The 18,562-nt window shown below is 57.2% G+C and carries 17 protein-coding genes; 13 read left to right on the forward strand and 4 right to left on the reverse strand.

Features of this window, described 5'->3' with window-relative positions; translation table 11 throughout:
• Positions 1-107: 107 nt before the first annotated feature.
• Positions 108-2,096, forward strand: a complete 1,989-nt coding sequence (locus ACQZ63_RS26280) for a hypothetical protein (RefSeq protein WP_448799463.1) — start codon at positions 108-110, stop codon at positions 2,094-2,096.
• A gap of 345 nt (positions 2,097-2,441) precedes the next feature.
• On the opposite strand, the gene repC is transcribed toward ACQZ63_RS26280, so the two are convergent.
• From repC to repA, 3 genes are all read right to left on the reverse strand, one after another.
• The gene (gene repC / locus ACQZ63_RS26285; protein WP_448799464.1) at positions 2,442-3,695 is read right to left on the reverse strand and encodes a plasmid replication protein RepC; all 1,254 of its coding nucleotides are present in this window, start codon (positions 3,693-3,695) and stop codon (positions 2,442-2,444) included.
• Between the two features lie 173 nt (positions 3,696-3,868).
• Positions 3,869-4,831, reverse strand: a complete 963-nt coding sequence (repB, locus tag ACQZ63_RS26290) for a plasmid partitioning protein RepB (protein ID WP_448799465.1) — start codon at positions 4,829-4,831, stop codon at positions 3,869-3,871.
• Between the two features lie 123 nt (positions 4,832-4,954).
• Entirely contained in the window at positions 4,955-6,151 is a 1,197-nt protein-coding gene (gene repA / locus ACQZ63_RS26295; protein WP_448799466.1) for a plasmid partitioning protein RepA, read from the reverse strand.
• Between the two features lie 447 nt (positions 6,152-6,598).
• On the opposite strand from repA, the gene trbB reads away from it, so the two are divergent.
• From trbB to trbI, 11 genes are read left to right on the forward strand one after another with little or no spacing between them, the layout of a single operon-like run.
• Positions 6,599-7,564: a P-type conjugative transfer ATPase TrbB gene (gene trbB / locus ACQZ63_RS26300; RefSeq protein ID WP_448799467.1), complete on the forward strand. Its 966-nt coding sequence runs from the start codon at positions 6,599-6,601 to the stop codon at positions 7,562-7,564.
• The gene (locus tag ACQZ63_RS26305; protein WP_448799468.1) at positions 7,554-7,931 is read left to right on the forward strand and encodes a TrbC/VirB2 family protein; all 378 of its coding nucleotides are present in this window, start codon (positions 7,554-7,556) and stop codon (positions 7,929-7,931) included. Before trbB ends, ACQZ63_RS26305 begins: the two co-directional genes overlap by 11 nt.
• Positions 7,924-8,223 (forward strand): conjugal transfer protein TrbD, encoded by a 300-nt coding sequence (locus ACQZ63_RS26310; RefSeq protein ID WP_448799469.1) that lies wholly within the window; start codon positions 7,924-7,926, stop codon positions 8,221-8,223. The genes ACQZ63_RS26305 and ACQZ63_RS26310 overlap by 8 nt, the downstream gene beginning before the upstream one ends.
• A 10-nt stretch (positions 8,224-8,233) precedes the next feature.
• The gene (locus ACQZ63_RS26315; RefSeq protein WP_448799470.1) at positions 8,234-10,699 is read left to right on the forward strand and encodes a conjugal transfer protein TrbE; all 2,466 of its coding nucleotides are present in this window, start codon (positions 8,234-8,236) and stop codon (positions 10,697-10,699) included.
• Entirely contained in the window at positions 10,674-11,474 is an 801-nt protein-coding gene (gene trbJ, locus ACQZ63_RS26320; protein WP_448799471.1) for a P-type conjugative transfer protein TrbJ, read from the forward strand. Before ACQZ63_RS26315 ends, trbJ begins: the two co-directional genes overlap by 26 nt.
• Positions 11,468-11,644 carry an entry exclusion protein TrbK gene (gene trbK / locus ACQZ63_RS26325; protein WP_448799472.1) on the forward strand — a complete coding sequence of 59 codons (177 nt, stop codon included), beginning with the start codon at positions 11,468-11,470 and terminating at the stop codon, positions 11,642-11,644. The genes trbJ and trbK overlap by 7 nt, the downstream gene beginning before the upstream one ends.
• 20 nt (positions 11,645-11,664) lie before the next feature.
• Positions 11,665-12,831, forward strand: coding sequence for a P-type conjugative transfer protein TrbL (gene trbL, locus ACQZ63_RS26330; protein WP_448799540.1), 1,167 nt, complete (start codon positions 11,665-11,667; stop codon positions 12,829-12,831).
• Between the two features lie 21 nt (positions 12,832-12,852).
• Positions 12,853-13,515, forward strand: coding sequence for a conjugal transfer protein TrbF (locus tag ACQZ63_RS26335; protein WP_448799473.1), 663 nt, complete (start codon positions 12,853-12,855; stop codon positions 13,513-13,515).
• A gap of 16 nt (positions 13,516-13,531) precedes the next feature.
• On the forward strand, positions 13,532-14,344 hold the full coding sequence (gene trbG, locus ACQZ63_RS26340) for a P-type conjugative transfer protein TrbG (protein WP_448799474.1): 813 nt from the start codon (positions 13,532-13,534) through the stop codon (positions 14,342-14,344).
• Between the two features lie 2 nt (positions 14,345-14,346).
• A complete protein-coding gene (trbH, locus tag ACQZ63_RS26345; RefSeq protein ID WP_448799475.1) occupies positions 14,347-14,778 on the forward strand; it encodes a conjugal transfer protein TrbH in 432 nt (143 codons plus the stop codon).
• A gap of 10 nt (positions 14,779-14,788) precedes the next feature.
• Positions 14,789-16,090: an IncP-type conjugal transfer protein TrbI gene (gene trbI, locus ACQZ63_RS26350; protein ID WP_448799476.1), complete on the forward strand. Its 1,302-nt coding sequence runs from the start codon at positions 14,789-14,791 to the stop codon at positions 16,088-16,090.
• Between the two features lie 158 nt (positions 16,091-16,248).
• On the opposite strand, the gene ACQZ63_RS26355 is transcribed toward trbI, so the two are convergent.
• Positions 16,249-17,157: an ROK family protein gene (locus ACQZ63_RS26355; RefSeq protein WP_448799477.1), complete on the reverse strand. Its 909-nt coding sequence runs from the start codon at positions 17,155-17,157 to the stop codon at positions 16,249-16,251.
• A 131-nt stretch (positions 17,158-17,288) separates the two neighbouring features.
• Here ACQZ63_RS26355 and ACQZ63_RS26360 point away from each other — a divergent pair, with 131 nt between their 5' ends.
• Complete coding sequence (locus ACQZ63_RS26360; RefSeq protein ID WP_448799478.1) at positions 17,289-18,557, forward strand: ABC transporter substrate-binding protein; 1,269 nt, start codon at positions 17,289-17,291, stop codon at positions 18,555-18,557.
• Positions 18,558-18,562 lie beyond the last annotated feature (5 nt).

Here is an 18,562-nt window from a genome sequence, read left to right on the forward strand (position 1 = left end):
AATCTCGAATCGGAATGGATCTTCAATTATTTCGCTAATAAAAGAGTTTAATACAACCAAGAAATCCTCAATCATGTTCTTCCCCCTACATAGTTCGGATTTACTCAATGCCGTTCGACTTTAGAGATTTTTCCACCGCTCTTGAGACCGCTTGGGATCTATCAGCCGACGTGCCGCTTCCTCCTCCTGCACCCGCGCTTCGCGACGAGCAAGACCAACTGAACACGCTTGTGAACAGCGCTATTTCGGACAATAGTAGCTCATTCTTGGCGACGGATCTGCGCAAGCTCATTCGTTATATCGCGCTGTCCGATGTTCTCAACGGCCGAGATGGCGAGTTGCTCCTTGTTTTAGAAAAGCTTGCCGGGCATTTTCCCGTTAGCGCGGGTCTCGCGTTTCCCGTTCAAAGAGACTGGTGCATCGCTCTCGCAGCAGGTCGACGGCTTTTGGCGTTGAACAACTTCAGAGTAGCCGACATCAAGACAGACAACATGGTCAAGGGGCTCGGCCGGCTCTTAGCCGATGGCCACAGCTTCGGCCTGGATGACAGGGGCATAGACCCGAACTCGAATGGCTTCTCGACCGCCTCGACACTCATTTTGCAATATCTGCAACAAGCAGGACGAGAGAAGGCCTTCGCGTTTCTGGAGGGCTTGGCTCGGCTGGTTAACTTGTACGAGTTCGATCAGGTCCTCTATTCTCGAAATCCGGTCAATCAACCTCGTGAGGCTTCCATCCCCTTTGGATTTCTTTGGCAACTTGCGGCTCGCGTAGAGGATCGAGCGCCAACAGTGCCCGACCACAATATTGTCATGCATAAGGCAGTGGCGACTTCCAGGGATCTCGTTGCAATGACAGCAGTGGAGAGCTACGGGCAATTCTGGGCCCTAAATGTGTCCACCAACGATCTGGACAGATGGCTCGCTGACGCGACGCTAAACGACCACCTTTTCTCTCTTCAGCAGTGGACGCCATATATTACTCCACTCATCCTACGCCATTTTTTTGGTACCGATCACGACGAGAAGCTCCGGCGTGAACTGGGTTGGGGGGTGGAGGACGCAGCGATCTTGGCAGAGATAATTTTGACGAAGGCAAGTACCAGTCCTGGATATCTGACTTCCAGTGATGTCCAGCCAGCCATTCCCCTCGAAGTGTCGAAGGCGTTGTTGCGCGACCTCACACACCAGGCGCCCTCGCCAAACGCAAACTATCTAACCCCCTTCTCGGCTACTCAGGCAGATCTTATGTTCCGTCCGTTCTCGCCGTGCGTAAGTTCTGGCCGATTTTTTATTCCGACTCGGTCGGCTTGCGGCCCTGCTCTCTATGAGGCGGTAGTTGCCGGATTTCGCAAAGTCTTTCCGGATGAGATCAGCGACATGACTGGCGATGGTTTGGAAAGAGCAACTGGAGCGATTTTGAAGTTTCGGGGGCTAAACCCGACTATCGAGGCAAAAAAATATCACATGAACGGCATTGACGGGGAATGTGATCTTGTCCTCGAGGACGACCAAACGATTATCTTCATCGAATGCAAAGCAAAGCCAATCACCCGAGCGGCGATGTCCGGCGAAATGGGCGATCCGACCCTTCTCTATCTGGAGGGGATCGTTGCTTCACAGACCCAGGCTCTGCAGCACGAAACGGTCTTAGAAGAACACGATCGCATCGAATTTGAAGACCACCTCGTTCTTGAACGCAAAGGGAGGAAAATTATTCGTCTTTCCATTACCCTTTTTGACTATGGCACTCTGCAGGATCGGTTTGTGTTCTCGCATCTGTCGGCAGCGCTGACTAATAGTGAGCTCGCATCGACGTCTTCCCGCTCAAAGAAGAGAGTGAAAAAAGCGAACGATATCCTTGATAAGCTCAGGTCCAGTATTGGTATCGAAAAAGACATGAGTGAAGATGCAGCGCGCAATGTGTGGATCAGGGCGCTTCCGACGGCATCTCTTTCCATCGGCCAATTAGCCGCAATCCTCGTCGCAGAGGACAATGTGAGCAAGCTTGCACGAGTCATTTCCCGACCCGCTTCATTCGCTACCGGAAGCGTCCTTAAAGAGTATCACTTTTTAAAGAAGCGACAATTAATCTGATCAGACGTTCTCCACACTCCACCATATCATCACTGAAGAGCCGTAGCTAACTAAGCTTTCGTCACATCGAGCCGCAACAATTAGCGCGTTACCAACGGTCGCAAGGCTCAACACCCTCCGGAATGGCGCAATACATGAGCCCAGAGGATGCCCCTCTCGCTACCAATGAAGCTTGGCGCTATGTACCGTTAAGATCCACTTTGAAATGCATCTCATTTGATAGCTCAATCTTCGTTGTCCCTTCCCGAGTCACTCTGACGCTACGCTCTAGACGTGATTTCTCTTAACGCATCGTGATCGGTCGAAGAGTTGTCAGCCGGAAACTTCGACCTTTATATCGTAATATCACGCGGTTACGGCATTCTCACCTACTTGTCCATGATTAGGCCGAGAGCTTTGGCGCATACTGTTTGCTCGAAGCAACGCGAAAAGCATTGGGCCAAGGGAAAATTCCCCTCGCCGCGCCTTTGCCGTGAGATCGCGAAGGTATCCTCCGGCCGAATTGATATGGCCGGCCCGTTCGTAGATGCAGCTGATTGCAATTGCCGCCCCCGCTTGGCCCATCGTCTCGCAAGCTTCCTCGTAGGCCGACGGGCTGACCCCAAGCATTGATCGAACCGTGACTGCGGCGGACATCAGCTCGCGCCAACTCCCAACCGTCCCCCTGGCCCCAAAATTCCCAATCTCAGGGCAAGCGCGGAGCACCATGGATAATGGGAAGACCTCCGGCTCGTCTTTCCGGCGTCTTTCACGATTTTGCTCAGTTCTCTCGCCCTGCTTCTTTTCGAAGCGAGGTTCAAGTTCATTGCAAGATTCGGTATTTGAATTCTGTATGTGACGCCCAAATGCGATGTCATTGCCATCGCTTTTTTGAGATTCTTCCTTTGTTTCCAACATTCTTGCGACTTCCTCGTGCAAGAATGTCATCTCTTCCAGGCTGGAGGTCAGGTCATGAATAGTTGGGCGGCGAGAAAAACGACCTACTATCTCAATGAAGCAGTTCTCAGCCGCGTGCCAATCGCCCGGAAGGCCCTCCTCGATACCGACAGTAATGAGCTTGCGCACATCACGGCGCACGATGGTCAGACGATCCTTAGTCATACGGAATTGGCGCTGCTCTCTTGCGACGTCCTGGGCAAGTGCTGCGAACTCGGCAGCTCTGGCAAGCAGCGGTGCCAGACTGAATCCGTAAGCGTCGGCAATGTCGCCCTCCTCGTCTTTGCGCGCATAGCGCTTCCCATTGGGGCTATCTTTTCGGATGACGATCCCGGCGTCTACGAGTGCTGCGAGGTTCTTGCGAAGGGTCGTACCGGCGATTCCGTTGGCCCTGGCTGACAGCTGAGCGTTTGATGGGAATACGATCAGGTTCTTATCGCCGCTGAGTTCCGCCGATGGGAAAAACGACAGCAGTGCGTTTAGAACGGCGAGGGCGCGATCCTGCAGACCTAGCCGCGTCCTCGCATCACCAACGTCTCGGAAGACGCGCCACTTATCGACAGCGCTCGTCGTTGCCGCGTGCACCGTCTCTTGCTGCCGTTTCACCAAGGCAAGCGTCATCGAGCGCCGCCCAAACGGCGTCGTTATATATCCCGTCTCCATGTCCTTCACCTTTCAAAAGGCAAAGAAAAGGCTACGCCGGAACGGCGCTGACTCTTGACTGTGATTCCGGGAAGTGCGATTCTCTAAGCGACCAAACTGAGAGAGGCCTTCTGGAACACCGTTTCGGAGGGCTTTTTCTTTGCTTTAACGATCCTTTCCACGTTTCATCGCATCTACCGCTTCGCGCTTTTGTAGGAAGCGTAGATCTCTGGCAGCATCGATAGAAGGTAGTCGCCGAATTCCGGCGCCGCTTTCTTGTCGATCATCAGCGTCAGTGTCTTCTTGTCCTGGCGGAAACTCGCAGCTTTGACACCGTCTTCGGCCTGCCATACTTCGGCAGCAGCGACTTTTTCCTTCTTTGTTTTCTTCGGAGCGACAGCTTCAAACACGCGGACGAACCGCTCGTCCGAAGCCAAGGGCTTGATGGCGCCGTCCCGCAGAAGCTCGCGGGCACGGTCCACTGCACCTTCAGCGTTCAATCTCGATGATAACTCATACCAACGATCACGCCCTGTCTTCGGTGCCGGACCGATCAGCCGGATGATGTCGGCTGGCAATTGTGTTGCGGCTTGGATCAAGCGCGAAAGGTTGCTTTTGTCGACCGCAAGTGCGGCCATAATGACGTGCCGCTGAATACCGCCCGCTTCAAGCTGCGCTGCATAAAGAGCGCGCTCGATGAAGGACAGATCTTGACGTGCGCTGTTTTCCTGACCTTGGGCGAGAACCAGTTCGTCGTCGGTCAGATTTCTGACGGCGGCCTTGATCTTCAGACCTGCGGCTTTCACTGCCCGCAAGCGTCTGCGACCGTAGGCGATCTGGTATCGTCCATCGGCAGATGGATGCGGCCGCACGAGAACTGGAACCTGCTGGCCGTTCTCTCGAATGTTGCGTGCAAACTCTTCGAACTGGCTGTCGTCCTCGTCAAGGCGATCGGTAATTGCCGGCGCATCGATAAGATCCGGATCCAACTCAGCCAAAGACTGCGACTTCAACGCCTCTATCGACCGAGACACGGCACCAATGGCACCGCGCGGCGCATATTGGGGAGGAGGGGCCTCATGATTGGCGGCTTCCTGATCGTCCCTTTTCGATTGTGTCGAGACCTTAAGGTCGGAAAGAAGATGCTTCCTAGCCATCTTTTTCGTCTCCTGCGCCGGAATAACCAGTTGATCGAAATGCGAAAAGCGCGCGGGAGATCGAAAAGTTTCCGGCTGGCAACTTTCTGCGCCGCAAGGTCGATTTGATTTGCGTGACGGCCATCATTTTCTGCCCCAAGCGGTCTGGATCAATTGCTCGATTTCGCTGTTGACGTTGTCAAGCGATTCCATTGCGCGATCATAGGTCGCTCTCGTGAACTGGTCTCGGCTGACTTCGTACAAGGTCTGTTTGGTAATCCCGGCATCCGAAATCGCGGTGCTTTTCAGCATCGGATGGTTCAGGACGTGGTCGCCAAACATGGTCCGCATAAACGAAACCATCTGGTTCTGTGGACCATCACCCGGCTCATAGCGCGTCACGAGATAGCGCATCCAGTCGTAATTCATGCTGCCGCCGGCGTCCGCGACAACACTCAGAAGTTCTGATGTCATCAGGAGGAACTGGCACATGGACATAACGTCCAGCATTTGCGGATGAACGGTGACGAGAACGGCCGTCGCCGCGCAAAGCGCCGAAATGGTGAGGAACCCCAACTGTGGGGGGCAATCGACGACCACGACATCGTAATCGTCCGCGACAGATGCAATCGCGTCATCCATCCGGGTGAAGAAGATGTTCTTGCGATCGTTCGAACTGAGCACCTTCGCGGTGTCATGCTCGAACTCCATCAACTCAAGATTGCCTGGAACCAGATCAAGATTGGTGAAGTAGGTCTTCTTGATGACGTCTTTTAGCGGGCGTCGATCGTTATCGTATCTCACAGCGCCATAAAGGGTCTCGTTGTCCTTGACGTCGAACTCCGGCTGGAAACCGTGGAGCGCTGACATACTGGCCTGAGGATCGAGATCGATCGCCAGGACGCGATAGCCGTTGAGCGCGAGATACTGGGCGAGATGGGCGGCCGTCGTGGTTTTTCCGCTTCCGCCTTTGAAGTTGACTGCGGTGATAACCTGCAGGTGCTCACGCCCGGAGCGCCGCGGGGAATAACGACGATCGCCTTTTCCGTTCTCATCCAGATACTCACGGAGCGCCTGAATGGTCTCAACAGAGTATGAGCGACGGTTGTTATTGCCAATCTCCGGCTGCGGGCCCTTCCCCTCGATCGACAGATGGCGGAGATAGCCGTCGTTCACCCCGATAAGCTTTGCCGCCTCAGTCGACGAGAATGAACGAAGCGTTTTACGCGCCTCGGGGGGATAGAGCTTCACGCGATGCTCGTGCAACGCGCCCGAGAGATCTCGCGCATGCGCCGCTATCAGTTTATGAATAGCCTTCTGAAGCTGGGCGGGATTCTCCACGACGTCCTCTCGTACACACGGTAAATTTCGTAAACACACCTTTTTGCCGTCTATAGGTCAACCTATTCCGGATCGTTTTGCAAGATATTTAAAGTTAATCAAAGGTTAAGGAGCGGTGGCGCCGAAGCCCGCCACCGCTAACAAAATGCCGATTCAAGATTTTGTAACAGTAAGTTAGCACCAAACGGCCGGATCTCAGGGAAACGACCTTACTAACACATTTGCTAGTGAATAAGACCGCCGGGGCCGCCCGATTCCGCGTGCCGACGAGCGGAGCGGTAGAATCAGTCGCTAACACTTTTGATAGTAGATTGTGGATTCAACACGTCGCAAACCTCCTCGGGCGACCACCACAACGAGGAGCTATGTCGATGAACTCACGTCGTCCCAAACTCGCGAGACTATCCCAAGACCAAACCGCTATTCTGCTTTAAGGGAGGGGCCGCAGTGAACCACTCCCGCTCTCTCCCTCGACTTATCCGGAAGCTCCAGGAAGCCCTGGGCGACCTGATCTGCACGGCACTTGATGATCCGAGTGTTGTCGAGGTCATGCTGAACCCCGATGGAAAGCTGTTCATCGAACGGCTGGGGCACGGTATAGCCACCGCGGGGGAAATGACCGCAGGCGCGGCCGAAATCGTCATCGGTAGTGTGGCGCATGTTCTTGATTCGGAAGTCGATGACACCAGGCCGATTGTGTCCGGCGAATTGCCGATCGGCGGCCATCGCTTCGAGGGTCTGCTGCCGCCCGTCGTCTCATCCCCATCCTTCACCATTCGACGTCGCGCATCGCAGCTCATTCCACTGAACGAGTATGTCGCGAAGAAGATCATGACATCAGAGCAGGCGTCGGTAATCCGCAACGCGGTTCAGTCCCGGCTGAACATCGTGGTCTCCGGCGGCACGGGCTCGGGTAAGACGACGCTCGCCAATGCGATCATTGCCGAGATCGTGGAGTTTGCTCCGGAAGACCGATTGGTCATTCTTGAGGACACAGCTGAGATCCGCTGTGCGGCCACCAACTCGATCGCCCTTCACACGAGTGATGCGATCGACATGTCCCGGCTCCTGAAGAGCACGATGCGGCTTCGGCCCGATCGGATTATCGTCGGTGAGGTTCGCGACGGCGCGGCCCTCACGCTCCTGAAGGCATGGAACACCGGCCATCCCGGTGGCCTTTGCACGATCCATTCAAACACAGCGAAGTCCGCGCTGCAGCGGCTGGAGCAGCTGACGGCCGAGGCCAGCCAGCAGCCGATGAACAGCGTCATCGGTGATGCCGTCGATCTCATCATCTCAATCGAGCGAACCCCGAAGGGCCGTCGCGTGACGGACATTCTGCATGTCACGCGCTTTGCCTGCGGCCAGTACCAGACTGAATCCTATGGAGAGGAGCCCCGGAATGCGGCTTAACGGAATGATCACAACGCGCGTTGGATTTGCACTTCTGGCTCTCGCCTTCGCCACGCCGGCTTTGGCCAGCTCGGGCGGAAGCCTGCCTTGGGAAGGCCCCCTCCAGCAGATCCAGCAATCGATCACCGGGCCGGTCGCCGGCTATATCGCCCTTGCAGCCGTCGCCATCGCCGGCGGCATGCTGATATTCGGCGGTGAGCTCAACGATTTCGCTCGGCGGCTGATGTATGTCGTCCTGGTTGCCGGCATCCTTCTCGGCGCCACCACGATTGTCGGCCTCTTCGGCGCGACCGGTGCTTCGATCGGGATCGAACTGCGGGCACAGGATCGTCTGAGCGACAGGGGAGGGGAGGCGGCCAATGTCTAGGCCGCAGTCCAACCTTCAGCACAACAGGATCCACCGTGCTCTGTCGCGGCCAAACCTGCTGATGGGCGCCGACCGTGAACTCGTCCTGATCACGGGCCTTGCCGCAGTGATCCTGATCTTCGTCGTGCTGACGGTCTATTCCGCCGTTCTCGGCGTGGCGATCTGGATCTTCATCGTCGGGCTATTGCGGATTATGGCAAAGTCCGACCCGCTGATGCGGCGCGTCTATGTCCGCCACATCTCCTACAGGTCCCATTACAAACCGACCAGCGCGCCCTGGCGCCGCTACTAAGGAGGCTCAGATGGTTGCCCTCAAGCGCTTCCGCGCGACCGGACCGTCCTTTGCAGATCTCGTGCCGTATGCCGGCCTGATCGACAACGGCATCATGCTCCTGAAGGACGGAAGCCTGATGGCGGGCTGGTATTTCGCCGGCCCGGACTCAGAAAGCGCGACCGACCTCGAGCGCAACGAACTTGCCCGGCAGATCAATGCCGTGCTGGCGCGTATGGGATCGGGCTGGATCATCCAGGTCGAGGCCGTCCGCGTACCCACGGTCGACTATCCGACGCAAGACCGATCGTATTTCCCTGATCCGGTCACACGCGCCATCGATGATGAGCGTCGTGCTCACTTCGCCCGTGAACAAGGGCATTTCGAGAGCAAGCACGCGATCATCCTGACCTACCGGCCGCTGGAATCGAAGCGGTCATCATTGAGCAAGTACATCTATTCCGACGAGGAGAGCCGCAAGCGCTCCTATGCCGATACGGTCCTGTTCATTTTCAAGAACGCGATCCGCGAGATCGAGCAATATCTCGGAAATACGCTGTCGATCCGGCGCATGCAGACCGTCGAGACGGCTGAACGGGGAGGGGAGAGGGTCGGCCGCTACGACGAGCTGCTGCAGTTTGTCCGCTTCTGCATTACAGGCGAGAACCATCCGGTCCGGCTACCTGATGTGCCGATGTATCTCGACTGGGTGGCTACTGCCGAGCTCGAGCATGGCCTCACCCCGCGCGTCGAAAGCCGCTTTCTCGGTGTCGTCGCAATCGATGGACTGCCGGCCGAAAGCTGGCCCGGCATCCTTAACAGCCTCGATCTTATGCCGCTCACCTATCGCTGGTCGTCACGCTTCATCTTCCTCGACGCCGAGGAAGCGCGCCAGAAGCTCGAACGGACCCGCAAGAAATGGCAGCAGAAGGTGCGGCCCTTCTTCGATCAGCTCTTCCAGACCCAGTCCCGGTCGGTCGACCAGGACGCCATGACCATGGTGGGCGAGACCGAAGACGCAATCGCTCAGGCCTCGTCCCAGCTGGTAGCCTATGGCTATTACACACCCGTCATCATCCTCTTCGACGAAGATCGGGAAGCACTCCAGGAAAAGGCCGAGGCGGTGCGCCGCTTGATCCAGGCCGAAGGTTTTGGCGCCCGCATCGAGACGCTGAATGCAACCGACGCCTATCTCGGCAGCCTGCCGGGCAATTGGTATTGCAACATCCGCGAACCGCTGATCAATACCAGCAATCTCTCCGATCTAGTCCCGCTGAACTCGGTGTGGTCGGGAAGCCCGGTCGCGCCTTGCCCATTCTACCCGCCGAACTCACCACCGCTGATGCAGGTCGCCAGCGGATCAACGCCATTCCGCCTCAACCTGCATGTCGACGATGTCGGGCATACCTTGATCTTCGGCCCGACCGGTTCAGGCAAATCGACCTTGCTGGCGCTGATCGCGGCACAGTTCCGACGCTACGAATACGCCCAGATATTTGCCTTCGATAAGGGGCGATCGATGCAGCCTCTAACGTTGGCTGCCGGTGGCGATCACTATGAGATCGGCGGCGACAGGCATTCGGAAGGGGGAGGGGAGGGGCCACAGCTCGGTTTCTGCCCGCTGTCCGAACTTTCGACGGATGAGGACCGGGCCTGGGCATCTGAATGGATCGAATTGCTCGTATCCATCCAGGGTGTCACGGTCACGCCCGATCACCGCAACGCCATTTCGCGCCAGATCATGCTTATGGCGCTCTCGAATGCCCGCTCGCTGTCGGACTTTGTCTCCGGCGTCCAGATGCGCGAGATCAAGGACGCCCTGCATCACTACACGGTGGATGGTCCGATGGGTCATCTCCTCGATGCGGAACAGGATGGATTGTCACTGCGTGCGTTCCAGACCTTTGAGGTGGAGCATCTGATGAACATGGGCGAGCGCAATCTCGTACCGGTTCTCACCTATCTCTTTCGCCGGATCGAAAAGCGGCTCGATGGGTCGCCGAGCCTGATCCTTCTCGATGAGGCTTGGCTGATGCTCGGGCATCCCGTGTTTCGTGACAAGATCCGCGAATGGTTGAAAGTGCTGCGCAAGGCGAACTGCGCCGTGGTGCTCGCGACGCAGTCGATTTCGGATGCCGAGCGGTCCGGCATTATCGACGTGCTGAAGGAGTCCTGCCCGACGAAGATCTGCCTTCCGAATGGCGCGGCGCGCGAGACTGGAACGCGGGACTTTTACGAGCGCATCGGCTTCAACGAACGACAAATCGAGATCGTCGCGACGGCAATGCCGAAGCGGGAATATTACGTGGCCACTCCGGATGGCCGGCGACTGTTCGACATGTCGCTCGGACCTGTCGCGCTGAGCTTCGTCGGCGCGTCAGGCAAGGAAGATCTCAAACAGATCGATCGGCTGCGCGGCGAACATGGTGTCGCATGGCCGGCACACTGGCTTCACATGAGAGGAGTGAACGATGTCCTATCGTCAGACCACGCGTAGACGGCTGACATTCTTTTCCGCGACCGTTCTCGGCTTCGTGTCGGTTACCCCGGCGAATGCGGGAACAGCGACAGGAGCTGCGACCGAGTGGACGCAGCTCCTGAACAATGGCGAGCTGATTTCGCTCGTCGGTCAGTCCGGCGAGCAGATCCAGAACCAGATCACGCAAATCACCCAGCTTGCCGAGCAGATCCAGAACCAGCTCAATATCTACAAGAACATGCTGCAGAACACCGCGCAGTTGCCGAGCCACGTCTGGGGCGAGATCGAGGGCGACCTCAATAAACTGACCGGCGTGGTGAAGCAGGCCCAGGGCATTTCGTTCTCGATGGGCAATGCAGACGACATCCTGAAACAGCGATTCAAGAGCTATGCCGATCTGAAGACGAGCCTGCCGAACGGCGACAATTTCTCCACCACCTATCAGAGTTGGTCCGATACCAACCGGGATACGATTGCCGGCACGCTATCGGCGGCCGGGCTAACCGCTGATCAGTTCGACAGCGAAGAGAGCACGATGAAGCAGCTTCGTTCGATGTCCGAATCCGCCGATGGCCAGATGAAGGCTCTCCAAGTCGGCCACGAGATTGCCGCTCAGCAGGTCGGCCAGATGCAGAAGCTGCGTGGTCTCGTTTCCCAGCAGATGACGATGATGGGCACCTGGCTGCAGACGGAGCAGACCGACAAGGATCTGGCACAAGCCCGGCGAGAGCAATTCTTCAAATCGACGGCGCCGTCGACGACGGGCGGCGAGGGGATGAAGATCGAATGGTGAAGATGAAGCTGATCCTGACTTTGCTCGTGGGCATTATCGCCCTGGGAGCCGCCACGACCTGGTTGTTCGTCGCCCGGCAAGAAGCAACCGAGCAGCGCCGTTCCGAGTTCTTCGCGGCGCCGAAGCAATACCCGACATCCGGCGGCCAAAAAATGAGGCTGGAGTGGTGACCGACACGAAGGACACCGCCATCCGGATTGTCTCTGTTTCGCTCGTGACGATCGCGGTGCTTGTCGCGATCCATGAGCCTGCGCTCGCGCAAGAAGGATCCGTGCTAACGTCACTGCAGAACCAGATCGCGACGGCCGCCAAGGGGTGGGAGACGACCGTCATGGATGCAGCCAGATCGCTGTTCTGGATCCTTGCAACGATTGAGATCGCCATCGCGGCCGTCTGGCTCGCCCTGCAGGCGGCGTCGCTCGACAGCTGGTTCGCGGAGATCGTCCGACGCATCATGTTCGTTGGCTTTTTCCTTTTTGTCATGACGCAGGGACCGACCTTCGCGAAGGCCGTCGTCGACAGCCTGTTCCAGCTTGGCGCTGGCGGCGGAACCGCTTCTCCGGCCGACGTCTTCAATGCTGGCCTCTCTGTGGCGTCGAAAATGGCGGAGAAGGCCCAGTTCGGCGTCTTCGAGGATAACGCGCTTGCGATCGCCGCCGTCTTCGCCATGATCGTCACTGTGATCGCGTTCTCGCTCGTCGCGGCGATCTTCGTCTCGGTTATGGTCGAAATGTATATTGGCCTGTTGGCAGGCATGATCATGCTCGGCCTCGGCGGATCGTCTTACACCAAGGATTTTGCCGTCCGCTATCTGGTCTATGCCTTCTCGGTCGGCATGAAGCTGATGGCCCTGGTGATGATTTCACGCATCGGATCGGAGGTCCTGATCGGCCTCGCTAACGAGCCGGAGATCGGCGACCAGTTCCAGACAGCCCTTGCCATCGCCGGCATCGCCGTTGTGGTTTTCATTATCTCCATCTACGTGCCGAACATCATGCAGGGCGTCGTGCAAGGTGCATCCGTGTCCGGTGGCATGGAGGCGATACGCCATGGCGGGCAAGCGGCATCTTTTGCAGCGGGCGCTGGCTTTCTCGCAACTGGAGCGATGGGGGCCGGCTTCGCCGCAGGGCAGGCGGCTCGGGCGGCCGGTTCGTCGGCCGCTAGCGCAGTCCTCAAGGGGATGGCCGAGGGCGTCGGCTCGGTTGGCAGAGCCGCGGGTTCGGCCGCCAAGGAGAAGGCGATCGGCTCCCCTGGCGCCTATGCCGGCTCCATCCTCGGTTTGGCGAACGCCAAGCTCGACCAGAGCCGGTCCGGCGGCGGCACACCGCCGCCGCCACCTGAGCGAAACGATAAGTAAATTTCAGAAATGGATAGATCGATGGCGGCAAACCGCGCACCGGAAAACCCCTATCTTGCCGCGCGCCAGGAATGGTCCGAGCGCTACGGCACCTATGTGAAGGCTGCCGCCGCTTGGCGCATCGTCGGCATTCTCGGCTTGACCATGGCTGTCATCGGCTTCGGCTACGCGCTCTATCTCAGCTCACAGGTCAAGCTCGTCCCGTACATCATCGAAGTCGACAAGCTTGGCAATGCCGTCAATGCCGGCTTCCCCCAGCAGATCGAATATGCAGATGCTCGCGTGGTCCGCGCGACGCTTGGCAACTTCGTCACGACCTTCCGCAGCATCACGCCGGATGCGGTCGTCCAGAAGCAGTATATCGACCGGACTTATGCACTGCTCAGGACCTCCGATCCGTCGACGGAGAAGATAAATTCATGGTTCCGCGCAAACTCGCCGTTCGAAAAGGCCAAGTCCGCGACCGTCGCCATCGAGGTCAACAATATCGTCGCCTTGTCGAACCAGACCTATCAGATCGACTGGACGGAGTACGAGCGCGACCGGAAGGGCAAGGAAATGGGCACGCGCCGGTTTCGAGGGATCGCGACCGTCGCGCTGACCGCACCGCAGGACGAGGCAACGATCCGGCTTAATCCAATCGGCCTTTACGTTCGCGATTTCGACTGGACGGCACAGCTTTAAGAGCAGGGGATTTCATATGCAAAGGACGACTTTCTTGACAGCCGCCCTCTGGCTGTCGGTGGTATCGCTTGCCGCAGCAGCCGACACGCAGAGTATGAACTACAAGGAGGCGAAAGGTACTGGCCTGTCGCAGAGCTGGCGTGGATCGACTGGCCTTGTCACTCGCGGTGCAGACGGGAAGGTGATCTTCCTCTTTGGCGAAACGCAACCGTCTGTCGTCTGCTCGCCGCTGCAGGTATGCGATATCGAACTCCAGGGCGGCGAGATCGTCCGTGACGTGCTTGTCGGCGATACCGTTCGCTGGAAAGTCGAGCCTGCCACATCGGGGGCGGCCAACGGCCAGGCGATCCATCTTGTCGTCAAACCAGCGGAGCCCGGATTGGTGACCTCCATGGTCGTCACGACATCTCGCCGGACCTATCATATTCAGCTGAAATCGCACCCGACCCAGTACATGGCACGCGTCGGTTTCGAATATCCGGAAGACGTCTCGACCAAGCTGGCGGACATCAATTCCCGGCTCGAGGCCGGTGGCGGTGTCGGCGGTTCTCCCGACCGCCTAAATTTCGGCTATTCGATGAGCGGCAGTGCGTCCTGGAAACCGAAACGCGTCTATTCAGACGGACAGAAGACTTACATTCAGTTCCCGCGTTCGATCAGCGGCCAGGACGCGCCAGTCCTCTTCGTCGTCTCTGGAGGCCAGAACCGGATCGTGAATTATCGGATGAAGAACGACATGATGATCGTCGACTATGCGATCGATAAGGCGATCCTCGTCTCCGGGGTAGGTTGGCACCAGCAAAAGATCACCATCAGAAGGGGAGGGTGATCATGCGCATGCGCTATATGCTCTTTGCCGTTACGTTGCTGGTGACTGGGTGCCAGACCGCGGATGATAGTCTGTCCGTCAGCTCCACACCGGTAGTCATTTCCGGCGCTGCGGCGAGTGCGATCGCTGGTGATCTCGCGAGCAGACTGGCCGAGCAGCTGCCGCCGGCGACAACGACAGTCAGGATGGAAGCCGACAAATCAGACTTCGCGGTTGCCCTTGAGGCCGCAATCAAGGGCTGGGGCTACACGGTTGTGCCGGATGCCGGAACAAAGGACAGCAAGTCGATCAAGCTGGGCTATTCGCTTCAGGGCATCGATGGCCAGCTGCTTGCGCAGGTTTCGACACCGGCAATCGCGCTAGGCCGTGCCTACACGGCCTCGAGCACAGGCGCCGTGCCGGCAAGCCCACTCTCCATCATGCAACGGAATTAGGAGGCGCATCGTGGTTCAGTCGCTGCAACTCGGCACGTCCAGTCAAGGTGGTGGAGAAGGTGGCATGCGTCGCCTGAACCGGCTGCCGATCATCGCGGCGATCGTCTTCATCGTCCTCTTCATCGGCGTTGTCGTCATCGGTCTCTCGTGGCGCGGCCTGTCGTTCAACAGAGGCAATGACCTCGATGGAGCCTCGAATTCCCCGGCAACATCGTTCGGCGACCAGCTGAAGCGCGGTATCGGCGACGGCATCATCGGAGATCCGCAGGATCGAGAGATCTTCCAGCCAGCGCCAACGCCTCCGGCGCCGCCGCGATCCGAAACCAGACCACAGACCACTGCGTCTCCCGCGAGCATCGACAGGTCGCAGCGCAGCGCTCAGCTGGAACCGGAAGAAGAATGGAAGGCGCGGCTGAAGCGCGAGCAGGACGAGCAGATCCTCCGGGAGAAAAATCGTCAGCGCATGGCGCGCTTGCAGGCCCAGGCCACGGCGCTCGACTCGCCGCTTAAGGTCGATGTTTCCGAGGTGCAGCGAGATGGCAAAGCGTCGGCGGCCGGCAACCCGCCATCCAGCTCAGGCTCAGGCGGGTCCGATCTCTATGCCGCGGCGATGAAAGCGGGGTTGCAGGGACAGAATGCCGATCCAAACGGGCAGGCGTCGAAGGAGGACTTCTTCAACCAGGACATCAAGGATCTCGGCTACTTACCGAACCAGGTCGTCCCGCAGATGTCACAATACGAGTTGAAGCGCGGATCGGTTATCCCGGCGACGCTCATCACCGGCCTGAATTCCGACCTTCCCGGCCGGATCTCAGCGCAAATCAGCCAGAATGTCTACGACAGCGCGACCGGCTATCGCCTCCTCATTCCGCAAGGCGCAAAGCTGTTCGGCCGATACGATTCAAAAGTGTCGTTCGGGCAAGAAAGGGTCATGGTGGTCTGGACCGATCTCATCTTCCCGAATGGATCCACGTTACAGATCGGCGGGATGTCCGGCACGGATGCAGAGGGCTACGGCGGCTTCCAGGACAAAGTCGATCGTCACCTGTGGCGGACCTTTGGGTCGGCCGCCCTCATCGCGCTGATCGGGACGGGGATCGACATGTCGGTTCCGCAGAGCTCTACACTTGCGACACAGGACTCCGCCTCGGATGCAGCACGGAGAAATTTCGCCGAGACGTTCGGGAGAGCGGCGGAGCAGACCATCTCCAAAAATCTCAACGTCCAGCCAACGATCAACGTTCGACCAGGATACAAGTTCAATGTTCTCGTTGACCAAGACATCATCTTCCCGAGTTTATATCGGCAATAGGATAGAACGTGTCAGGCTGGGCATTCGCAGTGTAGCTGGATCGCGATGACATCGTACAATCTTACGCAGTTGTATCCTTTCTCCCAGCACTCAGCTTTCGGCGAGTATGTTCACTTGCTTTGTCGCCATTGCGAAGCTACCGAACTCGCGGCAAGGGACTACATCTGATCGAACCCCACAATCGCAGCGCCGATCAGTCCAGGTTCCGTCGTGCACTCTGCGGGAACAACGAGAGGAGTATCAAACTTCCTAAGAGTCCGATTCCTAACCTTAGTGTCGAGTGCACTAACGAAGGGCTTGCACTTCGACAAGCCGCCACCAGCGGGAATGATTGAAGCACCGGTGACGTTTACCAGCAATGCTAAGGGAGCCGACAGCATACTAAGAACGCTCTCGATTGTTTGGCTAGCTCTTGGTTCGTTGCGAAGCCAACCATCAAGTATTTCTTGCGCGGTTAGCTCTTCGCCAGCCTGGTATCTGTAAAGACGTTCAATGCCCCGTGCGCCGCATGTGGCGTCCAAACATCCATCGAGACCGCATCCACATCGGAAAAGCGGCAACGCGTACTTATCGATTGAAACATCAAAATCATGGGCGGGTAGTCCGTGCCCCCATTCACCTGCGGATCCTCCAGAGCAATTAATGAGCCGCCGGTTGATAACTAGGCCCCCGCCAATACCTGTACCGAGGATAACGGAAAAAACGATCTCATGCCCACGGCCAGCTCCCACGATGCTTTCCGCAACTGCACAACAATCTGCATCGTTCGAGACGGTAAGCGGCACATCAAGGGCAAGCTCCAGTTCATCTTGAATAACCCTTCCATTGAGACAAGGGATGTTCGCGATCTTCCACCTCTTGGTCGCCGCATCGACGCTTCCCGCAAGCGAAATTGATATAGCTTCAGGCCGTGCTGGCGCCGCGTCGAGAACGAATTTGAGGCAGCCAATAAAAGCGTCGAAGTCCTCAAGCGGAGTAGGCTGCCGCGCGTAGGGGCGCACATCAGTCGCTGAGTGCGCAAACGCACTTTTTACCGCGGTGCCACCAATATCGAAACACACAATCATATCTCAACCCCTGCCACATGATAGTCGACACATATTAATTTCCTTAGCGGAAGTAAATGCTGTCCACGGTGTTGACATCGATTATTTTCCATGGTGGAAATAAACCGCAACCAATAAAGGGGAGTAGCTCGATGAAGCTCAACGGATGTTTGATTTTCAGCTTGGCGATGGTCGTAACACATGGAGTATCGGCAGAAACACTGCGTTACATGGGTTTTGACCCATCACAGCTCGAGGCGGAGCGACCAGCAATCGCAGCGTTTGAGGCGTCTCATCCAGGCGTAACGGTGCAAGCTCAGGCTTTGCCACAAAAAGACTTTTGGCCAAACGTTTCGGCCCAGGCCGCGTCAGGCACTCTCCCAGACGTCCTGATGATGTCCTCCGCCTATATAGACCAATGGGCGGCATCGGGGAATCTGGCCGATGTCCTGCCCTTCAGCACCAGCCTCAATCTGGAAGGTTATACCCCCAGTGCCGTAGATGTCGGTCGTATTAATGGTAAGCTATATGCTGTGCCGCAAAGTTGGTCAGGTGCAGTCCTCTACTACAACAAAGACGCTTTTGATGCCGCTGGCCTAACCTATCCGACAAAGGACTGGACCTGGGAACAGTTTCTTGCAGCGGCAAAGAAACTAACGGTTGATAGAAATGGAGATGGGAACCCCGAGCAGTGGGGTTACTACATTTCAGGCCGATATGCTCAGGTGGACGGGTGGGTCTATCGGAATGGCGGGCGATATCTGAACGCCGAAGGCACTGAGATGACGCCGAATCCCGAAGCGCTGCATGCGTTGAAATTTCTGACCGACCTTGTCTTAAAAGAAAAGGTGGCGCCAAAGCCGAAAGATCTGGAAGGCGTTCGCTTCCAAGATGTCTTCCCATTGGGAATGGCCGCAATGTGGGTTGATGGCGCGTGGAATATCTCAAATAATCGCACAGTTATTGGGTCCAAGTTTAAGTGGGGAATCGCCGAAATCCCACGAGGCCCGGACGCAACCGACACGACCGTGCGAAATTACGCTTGGCCGGACCTGCTGTCAGTGGCAGCAAATTCCACTAAGAAGGAATTGGCGATCGAGTTCATCAAGCACATGACCCAAGGGTCGCGCAGCGCGAAAGATTTCAAAGGGGGAAAAGTTCCCGCTTTCGAAGAAGTGGCGCAAAGGCCAGACTGGCTTGAGCGAGATCAGCAGCCAGACAACAAAGAAGTTATCCTTAACTTGGGTCAGGGCAAGCTCTACACGGGCTTTGCCAAGCGCTGGGACGGATGGCGAGGCTATGGCGCATCCGGTTCTGGCGGCATGAACGGGGAACTCGACGAGGTCTTTAACGGGCGTAAATCGCTCGAAGACGCGGTAACAAGCTTCACTTCTTACACAAATGACGTGTTGAAACGCTAACATTC

The organism is Agrobacterium sp. CG160-95 (assembly GCF_053521725.1).

Coding starts and splice junctions, on each gene's coding strand:
- trbJ (WP_448799471.1), top strand. CDS start 10,674: ATGTCCTATCGTCAGACCACGCGTAGACGGCTGACATTCTTTTCCGCG.
- ACQZ63_RS26280 (WP_448799463.1), top strand. CDS start 108: ATGCCGTTCGACTTTAGAGATTTTTCCACCGCTCTTGAGACCGCTTGG.
- ACQZ63_RS26360 (WP_448799478.1), top strand. CDS start 17,289: ATGAAGCTCAACGGATGTTTGATTTTCAGCTTGGCGATGGTCGTAACA.
- ACQZ63_RS26310 (WP_448799469.1), top strand. CDS start 7,924: ATGTCTAGGCCGCAGTCCAACCTTCAGCACAACAGGATCCACCGTGCT.
- ACQZ63_RS26355 (WP_448799477.1), bottom strand. CDS start 17,157: ATGATTGTGTGTTTCGATATTGGTGGCACCGCGGTAAAAAGTGCGTTT.
- ACQZ63_RS26305 (WP_448799468.1), top strand. CDS start 7,554: ATGCGGCTTAACGGAATGATCACAACGCGCGTTGGATTTGCACTTCTG.
- trbH (WP_448799475.1), top strand. CDS start 14,347: ATGCGCATGCGCTATATGCTCTTTGCCGTTACGTTGCTGGTGACTGGG.
- trbG (WP_448799474.1), top strand. CDS start 13,532: ATGCAAAGGACGACTTTCTTGACAGCCGCCCTCTGGCTGTCGGTGGTA.
- repB (WP_448799465.1), bottom strand. CDS start 4,831: ATGGCTAGGAAGCATCTTCTTTCCGACCTTAAGGTCTCGACACAATCG.
- ACQZ63_RS26335 (WP_448799473.1), top strand. CDS start 12,853: ATGGCGGCAAACCGCGCACCGGAAAACCCCTATCTTGCCGCGCGCCAG.
- ACQZ63_RS26315 (WP_448799470.1), top strand. CDS start 8,234: ATGGTTGCCCTCAAGCGCTTCCGCGCGACCGGACCGTCCTTTGCAGAT.
- repC (WP_448799464.1), bottom strand. CDS start 3,695: ATGGAGACGGGATATATAACGACGCCGTTTGGGCGGCGCTCGATGACG.
- trbK (WP_448799472.1), top strand. CDS start 11,468: ATGGTGAAGATGAAGCTGATCCTGACTTTGCTCGTGGGCATTATCGCC.